The 13,546-nt window shown below is 61.6% G+C and carries 14 protein-coding genes; 4 read left to right on the top strand and 10 right to left on the bottom strand.

The window, feature by feature from the left end:
• Nucleotides 1–3 precede the first annotated feature (3 nt).
• The 4 genes from AC0IXA_RS19905 to AC0IXA_RS19890 all read left to right on the top strand — a co-directional run bounded on the left by AC0IXA_RS19905 (nt 4) and on the right by AC0IXA_RS19890 (nt 3,415).
• Nucleotides 4–609: an LPS-assembly lipoprotein LptE gene (locus AC0IXA_RS19905; protein ID WP_341639253.1), complete on the top strand. Its 606-nt coding sequence runs from the start codon at nt 4–6 to the stop codon at nt 607–609.
• A gap of 39 nt (nt 610–648) precedes the next feature.
• Nucleotides 649–1,686, top strand: a complete 1,038-nt coding sequence (holA, locus tag AC0IXA_RS19900; RefSeq protein WP_041477726.1) for a DNA polymerase III subunit delta — start codon at nt 649–651, stop codon at nt 1,684–1,686.
• Between the two features lie 181 nt (nt 1,687–1,867).
• On the top strand, nt 1,868–2,032 hold the full coding sequence (gene arfA / locus AC0IXA_RS19895; RefSeq protein WP_341639254.1) for an alternative ribosome rescue factor ArfA: 165 nt from the start codon (nt 1,868–1,870) through the stop codon (nt 2,030–2,032).
• A gap of 60 nt (nt 2,033–2,092) precedes the next feature.
• Complete coding sequence (locus tag AC0IXA_RS19890) at nt 2,093–3,415, top strand: lytic murein transglycosylase (RefSeq protein WP_016773034.1); 1,323 nt, start codon at nt 2,093–2,095, stop codon at nt 3,413–3,415.
• 118 nt (nt 3,416–3,533) lie between these two features.
• Here the strand turns inward: AC0IXA_RS19890 and AC0IXA_RS19885 are convergent, their stop codons facing one another.
• From AC0IXA_RS19885 to rlmH, 10 genes are all read right to left on the bottom strand, one after another.
• Nucleotides 3,534–4,484, bottom strand: a complete 951-nt coding sequence (locus AC0IXA_RS19885; protein WP_471814370.1) for a S66 peptidase family protein — start codon at nt 4,482–4,484, stop codon at nt 3,534–3,536.
• A gap of 132 nt (nt 4,485–4,616) precedes the next feature.
• Nucleotides 4,617–5,615 (bottom strand): lipoyl synthase, encoded by a 999-nt coding sequence (lipA, locus tag AC0IXA_RS19880; protein ID WP_160768663.1) that lies wholly within the window; start codon nt 5,613–5,615, stop codon nt 4,617–4,619.
• Nucleotides 5,616–5,640: 25 nt separating this feature from the next.
• Nucleotides 5,641–6,288 carry a lipoyl(octanoyl) transferase LipB gene (lipB, locus tag AC0IXA_RS19875; RefSeq protein ID WP_024014445.1) on the bottom strand — a complete coding sequence of 216 codons (648 nt, stop codon included), beginning with the start codon at nt 6,286–6,288 and terminating at the stop codon, nt 5,641–5,643.
• The gene (locus tag AC0IXA_RS19870) at nt 6,288–6,563 is read right to left on the bottom strand and encodes a DUF493 domain-containing protein (RefSeq protein WP_076564274.1); all 276 of its coding nucleotides are present in this window, start codon (nt 6,561–6,563) and stop codon (nt 6,288–6,290) included. Before AC0IXA_RS19870 ends, lipB begins: the two co-directional genes overlap by 1 nt.
• Before the next feature lie 86 nt (nt 6,564–6,649).
• A complete protein-coding gene (locus AC0IXA_RS19865) occupies nt 6,650–7,807 on the bottom strand; it encodes a D-alanyl-D-alanine carboxypeptidase family protein (protein WP_016773028.1) in 1,158 nt (385 codons plus the stop codon).
• A 187-nt stretch (nt 7,808–7,994) separates the two neighbouring features.
• Nucleotides 7,995–9,005 (bottom strand): septal ring lytic transglycosylase RlpA family protein, encoded by a 1,011-nt coding sequence (locus AC0IXA_RS19860; protein WP_471814369.1) that lies wholly within the window; start codon nt 9,003–9,005, stop codon nt 7,995–7,997.
• Nucleotides 9,005–10,015, bottom strand: coding sequence for a lytic murein transglycosylase B (gene mltB / locus AC0IXA_RS19855; protein ID WP_471814368.1), 1,011 nt, complete (start codon nt 10,013–10,015; stop codon nt 9,005–9,007). Before mltB ends, AC0IXA_RS19860 begins: the two co-directional genes overlap by 1 nt.
• A gap of 17 nt (nt 10,016–10,032) precedes the next feature.
• On the bottom strand, nt 10,033–11,136 hold the full coding sequence (gene rodA / locus AC0IXA_RS19850; protein ID WP_051600793.1) for a rod shape-determining protein RodA: 1,104 nt from the start codon (nt 11,134–11,136) through the stop codon (nt 10,033–10,035).
• 31 nt (nt 11,137–11,167) lie between these two features.
• Nucleotides 11,168–13,063, bottom strand: a complete 1,896-nt coding sequence (gene mrdA / locus AC0IXA_RS19845) for a penicillin-binding protein 2 (RefSeq protein WP_071173699.1) — start codon at nt 13,061–13,063, stop codon at nt 11,168–11,170.
• A 10-nt stretch (nt 13,064–13,073) separates the two neighbouring features.
• Entirely contained in the window at nt 13,074–13,541 is a 468-nt protein-coding gene (rlmH, locus tag AC0IXA_RS19840) for a 23S rRNA (pseudouridine(1915)-N(3))-methyltransferase RlmH (protein WP_011063671.1), read from the bottom strand.
• Nucleotides 13,542–13,546: the final 5 nt, after the last annotated feature.

Below are 13,546 nucleotides of genomic sequence, written 5' to 3'. Positions count from 1 at the left end.
ACAATGATCAAACGCAATCTGCTGGTGATGGGCCTCGCCGTTCTGCTGAGCGCCTGCGGTTTCCAGTTGCGTGGTACCGGCACCAACGAACTGTCGATCAAGGAAATCGACCTGAGCGCGCGTAACGCTTACGGCGAAACCGTGACACAGCTGCGTCAGACGCTGGAGTCCAGCGGCGTCAAGGTTTACAGCGGCGCGCCGTACAAGCTGTATCTGGCTGACGAGCAGGAAAGCCAGCGCATCCTCAGCTATGCCGGTGCCGGGCGCACAGGCGAGTATCAGGTCAGCACTGTGCTGAGCTATGACATCCGCGGCGAGAAAGACCTGTCGCTGATCAGCGACAAGCTCGAAGTGCAGAAGGTGTTCATTCACGACGGCAACAACCTCGTCGGCTCCGATCAGGAAGCCAACGACGCCCGTCATGAAATCCGTCGCGAGCTGGTGCAGCGCATGATGCTGCGCCTGTCGCAGCTGACCCCGGGCCAGTTGCAGCAACTGCAGCAAACCGCCAATGACCGCGCCAAGGCTGAAGCCGATGCGCTGGAAGCGGCACAGAAGGCTGAGGCGGAAACTCCTCGTCAGTCGCCGCTCGAAATCCCGCAGCAGTAAGACGGCCGGGGCGCCCAGGCGCCCCGTTCGCCCTTTCTTATGAAGCTCGCTCCCGCGCAACTCGGCAAACACCTGCAAGGCGCACTCGCGCCGGTCTACATCATCAGCGGCGATGACCCGCTGCTGTGTCAGGAAGCCGCCGACGCCATCCGCACCGCTGCCCGCCAGCAAGGTTTCGACGAACGCCAAGTCTTCGCCGCCGACGCCAATTTCGATTGGGGTACGTTGCTGCAGGCCGGCGCGAGCATGTCGCTGTTCGCTGAAAAACGCCTGCTGGAGCTGCGCCTGCCGTCGGGCAAGCCTGGCGACAAAGGCGCCGCCGCGCTGATCGAATACTGCTCACGCCCTGCTGAAGACACTGTCCTGCTGATCAGCTTGCCGAAGCTCGATGGCAGCGCGCAGAAAACCAAGTGGGGCAAGGCGCTGGTCGAAGGCCAGCAAACCCAGTTCGTGCAGATCTGGCCGGTGGATGCCAATCAGCTGCCGAGCTGGATTCGTCAGCGCCTGTCCCAGGCCGGTCTATCGGCCAGTCAGGACGCGGTCGAATTGATTGCCGCACGTGTCGAAGGCAACCTGCTCGCCGCTGCCCAGGAAATCGAAAAGCTCAAGTTGATGGCCGAAGGTGGGCAGATCACCGTCGAAACCGTGCAAGCCGCCGTGGCCGATAGTGCGCGGTTTGACGTGTTCGGCCTGACCGACGCGGTGCTCAACGGCGAACCGGCCCACGCCTTGCGCATGCTCGAAGGTTTGCGCGGCGAAGGCGTCGAACCGCCGGTGATCCTCTGGGCACTGGCGCGGGAGTTGCGCCTGTTGGCCAACATTTCCCTGCAATACAGCCAGGGCACGCCACTGGACAAGTGTTTCAGCCAGTCGAAACCGCCGGTCTGGGACAAGCGCAAGCCGCTGATGAGCAAGGCTTTGCAACGCTACTCGGCGCAACGCTGGGCGCAATTGCTGCTCGAAGCGCAGCGTATCGACGCGCAGATCAAGGGCCAGGCGGCGGGTTCGCCGTGGATGAGCTTGAGTCGTCTGGCGTTGTTGATGGCTGGCCAGCGACTGTCTTTGCCTGCCGAATAAGGCAGTCGACCGCGCAGCGTCCATTCGCGAGCAGGCTCACTCCCACAGGTGACCGCGTACCAATGTGGGAGCGAGCCTGCTCGCGAAAGCGCCAGAATATTCCTACGCATGAGCTACTGGACAGACGCGCCACATCGGCAGATTATTCCCGGCGCAAAACCACCACACCGAGAGAACCCTCATGAGCAAAAAGCCAGCAAAGCATGGCCCAAACAAGGCCAAATCCATCGTCGCCCAGCCCCTGTTCCGCAGTCGCCAGGAACGACCAATCAAGGGTAAAGGCAGCTACCGCCGCGAAGCCTTCCGGTCTGACAACCGGGAGGCTTTTTACTTTCTGGCTGCCTGAAGCGCACTACCCCTCGCTCATGTTAAGGTCTGCACCTGATTCGTTTCCCTGGAACTGTGCATGCCCCCAAGTCTTTCCCGTCGTTGGCCCGTGCGCCAATTGATCGCTGCCTCCAGCTTCATTCTGCTTGTCGCCTGCGCGGAAAAACCCACCGCCGCCGATGCACAACCGCTTCAAGCCGCCCCGGTTACCACGGCCCCAGCGATTATTCCGCCGGTAGTGCCGTCCGCCGACCCGCTCGATATTCAACCGACCCAGACCTTTGCCGAATGGCAGGCGGGCTTCCGCAAGGACGCCCTCGCCGCCGGGATTCGCCCCGAGCTGTTCGATCAGGCATTTGCCAATATCAGCTTCGATGCCAGCGTGATCCGTGCCGATCGCAGTCAGCCGGAGTTTTCCCGCCCGGTGTGGGAATACCTCGATGGTGCGCTGTCGCCATTGCGCGTCCGCAAGGGCCAGGCGTTGATCAATCAGTACGCCGACATTCTGCAAAGCATCGAGCAGCGTTATGGCGTTGATCGCCAGGCGCTGGTGTCGGTGTGGGGCATGGAAAGCAATTTCGGTCAGTTTCAGGGCAGCAAGTCGGTGATCAACTCGTTGGCCACTCTCGCCTACGAAGGCCGTCGTCCTGGCTTTGCTCACGCGCAATTGATTGCCGCCCTGCAGATTCTGCAGCAGGGCGATATCACCCCGGAGAAAATGCTCGGTTCCTGGGCCGGCGCGATGGGCCAGACCCAGTTCATTCCGACCACTTACAACACCCACGCCGTGGACTTTGACGGTGACGGTCGCCGCGACATCTGGGGCAGCCCGGCCGATGCGCTGGCCTCGACCGCGCATTACCTGCAAAGCTCGGGCTGGCAGCGTGGCCAGCCGTGGGGTTTCGAAGTGCAATTGCCGAGCGGCTTCAACTACACCCTGGCCGATGGCGCGATTCGCAAAAGCGTCGCCGAATGGCGGCAACTGGGCGTGAACCTGCCCAATGGCGCGCAGGTGCCAGCCGGTTCCGAACAACTGTCGGCCGCCCTGCTGCTGCCGGCCGGTTATCGCGGCCCGGCGTTCCTGATCCTCGACAACTTCCGGGCGATTCTCAAGTACAACAATTCGTCGTCGTATGCGCTGGCGGTGAGCCTGCTGTCCGAGCGCTTTGAAGGCGCGGGCCTGATCAATGGCGACTGGCCGAAAGATGATCTGCCGCTGAGCCGCACCGAGCGCATCGAACTGCAGACGCTATTGAGTGCGCGTAATTATGACGCCGGCACGGCGGACGGAATTATCGGCGCCAATACCCGCAAGGCCATTCGCAGTGCCCAGCAGGCGCTGGGCTGGCCGGCGGATGGGTATCCGACGCACAAGTTGCTTGAGAGCCTGCGCGCCCAATAAAAGCATCGCGGGCAAGCCCGCTCCCACAGGGGTTCTGGTTGAAACACAATTGTGTATCCGACTCAAAACCTGTGGGAGCGGGCTTGCCCGCGATGAATGACTGTCAGGCGACCAATTTCTAGACTTTGATCACCACATCCTGCTCCAGCAGCAACTCCTGCTTCCCCGCATCCAGGCGCACCAGCGCGCCCAACGGCAGCGTCAGGTTCGGGTCGCAATGGCCACTGCGCCAACCCGACAACACCGGAATCCGCAACGGCTCAAAGGTTTGCTTGAGCAGCCGATTCAGCGCGTCGACCTCCACCCCGGCGATATCTCCGACCAGCACACCGCGCAGTCGGGCCAACTTGCCGGCCAGACGCATCTGGGTCAGCAGGCGATCAATCCGATACAGCGGCTCGTTGATGTCCTCGATGAACAGAACTGCGCCTTCGACATCAATCTCGTAGGGCGTGCCAAGGGTTGCAGCAATCATCGCCAGGTTGCCGCCGAGCAAACGCCCGTGAGCGATGCCCGGTTTGACGGTGGATAACGGATAAGCCGCCGGATGGCTCAGTACACTCCCTGACTTCATTTGCCCGCGCAGCATGGCGAAGAATGACGTGACGGTAGGCGGCTCCTTGTCGCCGAGCAGGTCGGCATTGAGCAGCGGGCCGTGAAAGGTCACAAACCCGGCGTAGCGACTGATGGCCAGGTGCAGCGCGGTGATGTCGCTATAGCCGACAAACGGCTTGGCATGCCGACTGAGCAGGTCGTAATCGATTCGGTCGAGCAGACGCGGCGTGCCGTAGCCGCCGCGCAGGCAAATTATCGCGTCGACTCCGGGGTCAGCGAACGCCGCGTGCAGATCGCGCAAACGTACGTCGTCACTGCCAGCCAGATAGCCGTCCTTCTCATAGACACCCGGAAACACCTTCAGCCCATAGCCGCGCGCGCGCATCCATTGCAGCGCTTTTTCAGTATCGAGGGCGCCGGGGCCGGCAGGCGCGATGACGCCAATCGTCCCTTCGGAGGGCAGTGCCGGTACGGGTCGGTGGGCAATCAGGGTGTGGCTCGGTCGAACGGTCATCCTTGGGCTCCAGCGGTAAAGTCATGCACACACAGTAGTCAGCTGAAGAGACAAACAAAAGCCCCTTGTCTAAGGCAAAAAAATGCCCGCCGAGGAACCGTCCTCGGCGGGCATTTTTACATCAGCAGTGAATCAGGAACCCAGCAGCTCGGCCTTGACCAGCTTCGCCTGCTCGTCGGCATGGTACGAGGAACGTACCAGCGGGCCCGAAGCGACGTTCTTGAAGCCCATCTTGTAACCTTCTTCGGCGAACCAGGCGAAGGTGTCCGGGTGCACGAAACGCTGCACCGGCAAGTGACTGCGCGACGGTTGCAGGTACTGCCCGAGGGTCAGCATGTCGATGTCGTGTTCGCGCATGCGCTTCATGACTTCGATGACTTCCTCGTCGGTCTCGCCCAGACCCAGCATCAGGCCGGACTTGGTCGGGATATGCGGCATCATCTGCTTGAAGCGTTGCAGCAGGGTCAGCGACCACTGGTAGTCCGAGCCTGGACGCGCAGCCTTGTACAGGCGCGGCACGGTTTCCAGATTGTGGTTGAACACATCCGGCGGCTCGGCAGCGGTGATTTCCAGGGCGATGTCCATGCGCCCACGGTAGTCCGGGACCAGGGTCTCGAGCTGCACGTTTGGCGACAGTTTTCGGATTTCGCGGATGCAGTCAGCAAAGTGCTGTGCACCGCCGTCACGCAGGTCGTCACGGTCAACCGAGGTGATCACCACGTATTTGAGCTTGAGGTCGGCGATGGCGATGGCCAGGCTTTCCGGCTCGTTGACGTCCAGTGGCTTCGGACGACCGTGGCCAACGTCGCAGAACGGGCAGCGACGGGTGCAGATGTCGCCCATGATCATGAAGGTTGCGGTGCCGCCGGAGAAGCATTCGCCGAGGTTCGGGCAGGACGCTTCTTCGCAGACACTGTGCAGCTTGTGCTTGCGCAGCAGGCTCTTGATGCGGTCGACTTCCGGCGAAACCGGGATGCGCACGCGGATCCAGTCGGGTTTCTTCGGCAGTTCGGTGGTCGGAATGATCTTGACCGGGATGCGTGCAACCTTCTCGGCGCCGCGCAGCTTGACGCCGGCTTCAACCTTGGGACGCGGGGCCGGGCGCTCGGTCACGTCGAGCGTCGGGATCATGGTTTGCACTGCATCAGTAGTCATATCAGTCGATTCCGCCCGTGAGGGTCGTCTGCTCAGCATAGTCGAGGTGTTTGACGAGCTGCGCGCGCAGCCGGGCACTTACCTCGGCAAATTCAATCGATCCTGCGTGATCGCTCAGCTGGGTCATGGCCAGCCCGGCGTAGCCGCAGGGATTAATCCGTCGAAACGGTTCCAGGTTCATATCCACGTTCAGGGCCAGGCCATGAAAGGAACAACCGTGGCGAATGCGCAAACCCAGAGAAGCGATTTTCGCTCCATCGACGTATACGCCGGGAGCATCTGGCTTGGCGGCGGCGGTGACGCCGTAGCTGGCCAGCAGTTCGATCAGGCAGGCTTCCATACGGCTGACCAGATCACGCACGCCGAAACCCAGCTTGCGTACATCCAGTAACAGATAAGCCACCAGTTGCCCGGGGCCATGATAAGTCACTTGGCCGCCACGATCGACCTGCACCACCGGAATATCTCCCGGCAGCAACAGGTGTTCAGCCTTGCCGGCCTGGCCCTGGGTGAACACCGGCGGGTGTTCGACGAGCCAGATTTCGTCGGCGGCAGCATTGCCGCGTTCGTTGGTAAAGCGCTGCATGGCATGCCAGACCGGCTCGTAAGCCATCTGGCCCAGCTCGCGAAAGCCCAGCGTGCCGTGCATCACAACACCATGTGCACGAAGCCGGTCGCCCGCAGTTCGCTGTTGATGTTGTACAGCTGATCCTGGTCGGTAGCGACGATGTGAAGCTGGATGGTGGTGTATTTGCCGGTGCTGCTCTGACGCTCGTCGATGCGCTCGTCATTGATGGTCGCGTGTTTCTTGACGATCTCGATGATTTCGTCCTTGCGGCCGACGCCCGTATCGCTGATCACCTTGATCGGATAATCAGTCTGGGGAAATTCGATTTTTGGCGCCTGTACTTCGGTATCGGTCATGGCGTAACGGCCTCTATAGCGCAAGCCGTGGTAACGCACATGGCCCCGCGCCGGATCGGGGCGGGGCCATGCAGGTCAACACTAAATCAGTTGAACAAGCCGTAGAAGAATAGACGGATGCTATCCCACATGCGGCGGAAGATACCACCCTCCTCGACGCCATCCAGAGCGATCAGGTCAGCGCTGTGCACCACCTTGTCTTCCAGTTTGACTTCGACTTTACCGATCACGTCGCCCTTGGCGATTGGCGCAACCAGTTGCGGGTTCATGGTCATGCTGGCAGCGAGCTTTTTCAGCTGGCCTTTCGGCAGAGTCATGGTCAGGTCTTGCGCCAGGCCGGCCTTGACCTGGCTGGTGGTGCCTTTCCATACCGGCGCCTGCGCCAGCTCAGTGCCCTTCTGATAGAAGGTCTGGGTTTCGAAGAAGCGGAAACCGTAGGTCAGCAGCTTCTGGGTTTCAGCGGCGCGGGCTACTTCGCTGTTGGTGCCGAACACCACGGCGATCAGACGCTGGCCGTCACGTACCGCCGAGGACACCATGCAGTAGCCGGCTTCATCAGTGTGGCCGGTTTTCAGACCGTCAACGGTCTTGTCGCGCCACAGCAGCAGGTTGCGGTTAGGCTGCTTGATGCCGTTCCAGAAGAACTCTTTCTGCGAGTAGATCGCATAGTGAGCCGGGTCTTCGTGGATGATCGCACGGGCCAGAATCGCCATATCGTGCGCCGACGAGTAGTGCTCAGGGTTTGGCAGACCGGTCGGGTTCATGAAGTGGGTATTGGTCATGCCCAGTTCGGTGACGGTCTTGTTCATCAGGTCGGCGAAGGCGTCTTCGCTGCCGGCGATGTGCTCGGCCAGGGCGACGCTGGCGTCGTTACCGGACTGGATGATGATGCCGTGCAGCAGGTCGCTGACAGTGACCTGCGAACCGACCTTGATGAACATCCGCGAACCGCCGGTGCGCCAGGCGTTTTCGCTGACGGTCACCGGATCGTTTTCACCGATCTGGCCGCGACGGATTTCCAGGGTCGCGATGTACGCGGTCATCAGCTTGGTCAGGCTGGCCGGTGGCAGACGCTGGTCGCCGTTGTTCTCGACCAGCACGTTGCCGCTGCTGGCATCCATCAGAACATAGGCCTTGGCGGCCAGTTGTGGTGGCGACGGCATCATCTCGGCCGCGAAGGCGGCTGGCGAGAGGAGCAGCGGGACTAGCAGACACAGGCGTTTGGCAAAGGTGGTGATGTTCATCCGTCTCTCGAAATCGCTAATGGAAACTTGCCCGAAGGCAAAACTTATTCAGACAGCCTTCTAACGGGCCATCGCGTGTTCAGTTGCTCACTCCAGTCACCCTTGCCGGGCTTTTATTCTTCGACGAGCCAACAACCTGGTTCACCCCCCGAATACCGCAAGTGAACCGTCAATCAAGGTCTACGTGTTACTCGCTGACCACGCTGGGCGAACCCAGATTGGCCAGCCGCACACTGTTCTGCACCTGGGCGATCTCACCCGGCGAGCCGATCGGCCCCAGGCGTACCCGGTGCAGGGTCTGCTGATTGCGCACGATCGAGCTGATGAACACCGGCGCGCTCACCATCCCGCTGAGCTTCGACCTCAGCAGTTCGGCAGCGTCCGGGTTGGCGAACGCGCCCACCTGCAGATACTGGCCAGACGCTGGTGCAGAAGCGTTTTTTTTTGCATCGATCTGCACGGGCACCACGGCCGCGGCGTGTTGCTGCGGCGGCGGTGTCCATTGCTCGACGGTGCCGGCCGAAGCCGTAATCACTGGCGCGCTATTCTGCGCCACTTGCGGCTCGTTGAGCATCAGCGGCGCCGGACGGCCCTTGGCCGCCCACCACTGCTGCGGATCGATGCCTTCGACCTTGACCCGCGCGGTGCCGGTTTCGGCATAGCCGAGCTTCTTCGCCGCTGCGTAGGACAAGTCGATGATGCGATCGGAGTAGAACGGCCCACGGTCGTTGACGCGCAGGATCACCGTCTTGTTGTTGTCCAGGTTGGTCACCCGGACGTAACTTGGCAGCGGCAAGGTCTTGTGCGCGGCACTCATGCCGTACAGGTCATACACTTCGCCGTTGGCGGTGTTCTGGCCATGGAACTTGGTGCCGTACCAGGACGCTGTGCCCGAAGCCACGTAGGTCTTGGATTCCTGCAACGGAAAATAGGTCTTGCCCAGCACGGTGTACGGATTGGCCTTGTACGGGCCGGTGTGCAGGGTCGGTGTCGCATCCGGGATGCGCGAAACATCGACATCCCACCACGGCGCGCCGTCTTTGTGCGCGCGGTTGATGTCCAGGCCCGGTTGGGCGCGGACAGCGGTGGACGGGGTTTTCTGCGTCGGCGTACGGCTGGTCGTGCAACTGGCGACCAGGACTGCCAACGCAGCGAAAGCCACCAGCTTCAGGGGTTTATTGTTAGGCAATGCCTGCATTACTTGACGCCCCGTGCTTGTACCAGCTGTTCAGACAGTTGATGTACGGCCATGGCGTACATCACGCTGCGGTTATAACGCGTGATCGCGTAGAAATTCTGCAGGCCCATCCAGTATTCAGGGCCGTTGTCGCCTTCGAGGCGAAATGCGGTAACCGGCATATCATCGCGCAGCGCATCATGACTTGACCAGCCCAGCGCCCGCAACTCTGCGACCGTCTTCACTGGTTCGATACCGGTGGTCAGGCCTTCATCGGCCTGCTCGCCGCGCACATCGGCGCGGTTGACCACCGGCTCACCGGCAACCCAGCCATGACGCTTGAAGTAACTGGCGACGCTGCCAATGGCATCGTCCGGGTTGTTCCAGATATTGATGTGGCCATCACCGTCGAAGTCCACCGCGTAGGCGCGAAAGCTGCTCGGCATGAACTGCGGCAGGCCCATGGCCCCGGCGTACGAGCCTTTCAGGGTCAGCGGGTCGACCTGCTCTTCACGGGCCAGCAACAGGAACTCACGCAATTCCTTACGGAAAAATTCGGCACGGGGAGGATAGTCGAAGCCGAGGGTCGATAAAGCATCGATCACGCGGAAATTACCGGTATTACGTCCGAAAAAGGTCTCGACGCCGATGATCGAAACGATCACTTGTGCCGGCACGCCGTATTCCTGCTCGGCACGGGCCAGGGTCGCCTCGTGCTGACGCCAGAAGTCGACACCCCGGGCGATGCGCGCGTCAGTGATGAACATCGGGCGATATTCATTCCACTGCTTGACCCGTTCGGCGGGTTTGGAGATGGCGTCGAGAATCGACTGCTTGCGTTGCGCCTCGCGGAACACACCCATCAGTTGTTCACCGGCGAAACCGTAGTCGCGGGTCATTTCGCCGACGAATTCGGCCACCTGCGGCGAGCCTTCATAGTCGCCGGCCAGCGCTTCCTGCACGCTCCCCAGCAGGCCCATCAGGCCAACCAGCGGCGCGCATCGAGTCGCCCAGCCACGCATTACTTGCATTGCACTCTTCACCTTATTCAAACCTGTGCGATCCACTTGCGATGGGTATGGATCGACATCAAAACCCCAAACGCTGACAGCAGCGTCACCAGCGAAGTTCCTCCGTAGCTAATGAACGGCAACGGCACCCCCACAACCGGCAACAGGCCACTGACCATACCGATGTTGACGAAAACGTAAACAAAAAAAGTCATGGTCAACGCACCGGCGAGCAATTTGCCGAACAGCGTTTGCGCTTGCGCGGTGATCACCAGCCCGCGACCGATCAACAACAGATAGATCAGCAGCAGCGCGCAAATCCCCACCAGACCGAACTCTTCACCGAGCACGGCAATGATGAAGTCGGTGTGACTTTCCGGGAGAAAGTCCAGGTGCGACTGGGTGCCGAGCAGCCAGCCTTTGCCGAAGACGCCACCGGAACCGATCGCGGCTTTGGACTGAATGATGTTCCAGCCGGTCCCGAGCGGATCGCTTTCCGGATCGAGGAAAGTCAGGACCCGTTGCTTTTGATAGTCGTGCATGACGAAGAACCACATCGCCACCGACACCGGCACCGCCGCCGCCAGCACGCTGAGAATCCAGCGCCAGCGCAGACCGCCCATGAACAGCACGAAGGCGCCACCGGCGAGAATCAGCAGCGAAGTCCCCAGATCCGGCTGGCGCACGATCAGAATGAACGGCACGCCGATCAGCATCAGGCTGATGCCGACGTGCTTGAGCTGCGGCGGCAAGGTGCGTTTGGACAGATACCAGGCGATGGTCGCCGGCATCAGGATCTTCATGAATTCCGAGGGCTGGAAGCGGATCACCCCGGGGATGTTGATCCAGCGCGTGGCGCCCATGGCGTTGTGGCCCATGATGTCGACGACGATCAGCAAGACCACGCCGATCACGTAACCGAGCGGCACCCAACGCGCCATGAAACGCGGCTCGAACTGGGCGATGACGATCATTGCCACCAGACCGATGCCGAACGACGTGGCCTGCTTGCCGAGCAGATCCCAGCTCTTGCCGCTGGCCGAATACAGCACGAACAGGCTGCCGGCGGCGAGGATCAGCAACAGGATCAACAGCGGGCCATCGATATGCAGTCTTTGCAGCAACGTCGCGCGGCGACGCATCACATCCTCGCTGGAGAGCATGCGATCGAAATTATTCATCACGGGCCGGGGCCTCCGCAGTGATAGGGCTGGCGTACTCGGCTTTCAGGTGGCCATCCTGGTCGAGCAGCCAGGCGTCCATGACCTGGCGCACCACTGGCGCGGCAACGCCGGAACCGGACTCACCGTTCTCGACCATCACCGACACGACGATTTTCGGATCATCGGCCGGGGCGAAGCCGACGAACAGGGCGTGGTCGCGGTGGCGTTCCTGGACCTTGGAGCGGTCGTATTTCTCGCCCTGCTTGATCGCCACCACCTGCGCGGTACCGGACTTGCCGGCGATGCGGTATTGCGCGCCGATCGCCGCTTTGCGCGCGGTGCCACGGGCACCGTGCATCACCTGCTGCATGCCATGGTTGACCTTGTTCCAGTCGGACGGGTCGCGCAGGACGATGTTCGGCATCGGGTTTTCATCCACCGGCTTGACCCCGTCGAGGGACTTGGCCAGGTGCGGACGATTCCAGATGCCTTTGTTGGCCACCAGCGCGGTGGCCTGGGCCAGTTGCAGTGGCGTCGACTGCATGTAGCCCTGGCCGATCCCGAGAATAAGGGTCTCACCCGGGAACCACGCCTGTTTGCGCGTCGCGCGTTTCCATTCGCGCGACGGCATCAGGCCCGGGGACTCTTCGAACATGTCCAGCGAGACCTTCTGGCCGATGCCGAACTTGTTCATATAGGTCGACAGCCGATCGATGCCGAGCTTGTGCGCCAGGTCATAGAAGTAGGTGTCATTGGACCGCATGATCGCCGTGTCGAGGTCGACGAAGCCGTCACCGGTACGGTTCCAGTTGCGATACTTGTGGTCGTAGTTGGGCAGCATGTAATAGCCCGGGTCGAACACTCGGCTGGAAGCCGTGACCACGCCGGCGTCAAGACCGGCAATCGCTACCGCCGGTTTGATCGTCGAGCCCGGCGGATACAGACCGCGCAGCACGCGATTGAACAGCGGCCGGTCGATGGAATCACGCAACTCGGCGTAGGCCTTGAAGCTGATCCCGGTGACGAACAGGTTGGGGTCGAAACTCGGCTGACTGACCATCGCCAGCACTTCGCCGGTTTTCGGATCGAGCGCCACCACCGCGCCACGTCGCCCGCCCAGCGCGGCCTCGGCGGCTTCCTGCAACTTGATGTCGAGGCTCAGGACGATGTCCTTGCCGGGAATCGGATCGGTGCGCTTGAGCACCCGCAACACGCGGCCACGGGCGTTGGTCTCGACTTCCTCGTAACCGACCTGACCGTGCAATTCCGGCTCGTAGAACCGCTCGATGCCGGTCTTGCCGATGTGGTGGGTGCCGCTGTAGTTGACCGGATCGAGGCTTTTCAGCTCTTTCTCGTTGATCCGCCCCATATAGCCCACCGAGTGCGCAAAATGCGCGCCCTGCGGGTAATGCCGGACCAGTTGCGCGACCACTTCCACCCCGGGCAGGCGGAACTGATTCACCGCGATCCGGGCGATCTGCTCTTCGGTCAGCTCGAACAGGATCGGCACCGGCTCGAATGGCCGGCGCCCCTGCCGCATGCGTTTCTCGAAGATCACCCGGTCCTCGGGCGTCAGCTCCAGGACCTCGACGATGACGTCGAGCACCTGCTGCCAGTCGCCGGAGCGCTCGCGGGTCATGCTCAGGCTGAAGCTCGGCCGGTTGTCGGCCACGACTACGCCGTTGCGGTCGAAAATCAGCCCGCGCGTCGGCGGAATCGGCTGCACATGGACGCGGTTGTTTTCCGACAGGGTCGAGTGGTACTCGTACTGGATCACCTGCAGATAATACAGACGCGCGATCAGCACACAGATCAGCGCCACAATCACGATCGCACCGAACACGACACGGCTGCGCACCAGACGGGCGTCCTTTTCGTGGTCCTTGATGCGGATCGGCTGAGACATGAGGGCAGGCTTACTTGTGGTAAGGGTGGCCGGACAACACGGTCCAGGCACGGTACAACTGTTCGCCGATCAGGATCCGCACCAGCGGGTGCGGCAAGGTCAGCGGCGACAACGACCAGCGCTGGTCAGCGCGGGCACAGACTTCCGGTGCCAGCCCTTCCGGGCCGCCGACCATGAAGTTGACCGTGCGCGAATCCAGGCGCCAGCGATCGAGTTCGACCGCCAGTTGCTCGGTACTCCACGGCTTGCCGTGAACCTCCAGCGTGACGATCCGCTCGTTGTGCCCGACCTTGGCCAGCATGGCTTCGCCTTCCTGGCGGATGAAACGGGCCACGTCGGCATTCTTGCCACGGGTGTTGAGCGGAATTTCCACCAGTTCCAGCGCCAGCTCGGACGGAAGACGCTTGGCATATTCATGCCAGCCTTCTTCCACCCACTTGGGCATGCGTGAACCGACGGCGATCAGGCGCAGTCGCACAGCGA

The sequence above is a fragment of the Pseudomonas sp. AC083 genome, assembly GCF_979253165.1.
The sequence above is the reverse complement of the archived record's forward strand: the minus strand, read 5'-3'. Positions and strand labels throughout refer to the sequence as shown.

What these genes read in the sequence shown, in the direction of transcription:
- AC0IXA_RS19865 (WP_016773028.1), bottom strand. Translation starts at nt 7,807, where the DNA reads ATGAACATCACCACCTTTGCCAAACGCCTGTGTCTGCTAGTCCCGCTG.
- AC0IXA_RS19860 (WP_471814369.1), bottom strand. Translation starts at nt 9,005, where the DNA reads ATGCAGGCATTGCCTAACAATAAACCCCTGAAGCTGGTGGCTTTCGCT.
- lipB (WP_024014445.1), bottom strand. Translation starts at nt 6,288, where the DNA reads ATGCACGGCACGCTGGGCTTTCGCGAGCTGGGCCAGATGGCTTACGAG.
- AC0IXA_RS19870 (WP_076564274.1), bottom strand. Translation starts at nt 6,563, where the DNA reads ATGACCGATACCGAAGTACAGGCGCCAAAAATCGAATTTCCCCAGACT.
- mrdA (WP_071173699.1), bottom strand. Translation starts at nt 13,063, where the DNA reads ATGTCTCAGCCGATCCGCATCAAGGACCACGAAAAGGACGCCCGTCTG.
- holA (WP_041477726.1), top strand. Translation starts at nt 649, where the DNA reads ATGAAGCTCGCTCCCGCGCAACTCGGCAAACACCTGCAAGGCGCACTC.
- AC0IXA_RS19905 (WP_341639253.1), top strand. Translation starts at nt 4, where the DNA reads ATGATCAAACGCAATCTGCTGGTGATGGGCCTCGCCGTTCTGCTGAGC.
- AC0IXA_RS19885 (WP_471814370.1), bottom strand. Translation starts at nt 4,484, where the DNA reads ATGACCGTTCGACCGAGCCACACCCTGATTGCCCACCGACCCGTACCG.
- AC0IXA_RS19890 (WP_016773034.1), top strand. Translation starts at nt 2,093, where the DNA reads ATGCCCCCAAGTCTTTCCCGTCGTTGGCCCGTGCGCCAATTGATCGCT.
- arfA (WP_341639254.1), top strand. Translation starts at nt 1,868, where the DNA reads ATGAGCAAAAAGCCAGCAAAGCATGGCCCAAACAAGGCCAAATCCATC.
- lipA (WP_160768663.1), bottom strand. Translation starts at nt 5,615, where the DNA reads ATGATCCCGACGCTCGACGTGACCGAGCGCCCGGCCCCGCGTCCCAAG.
- mltB (WP_471814368.1), bottom strand. Translation starts at nt 10,015, where the DNA reads ATGCAAGTAATGCGTGGCTGGGCGACTCGATGCGCGCCGCTGGTTGGC.
- rodA (WP_051600793.1), bottom strand. Translation starts at nt 11,136, where the DNA reads ATGCGTCGCCGCGCGACGTTGCTGCAAAGACTGCATATCGATGGCCCG.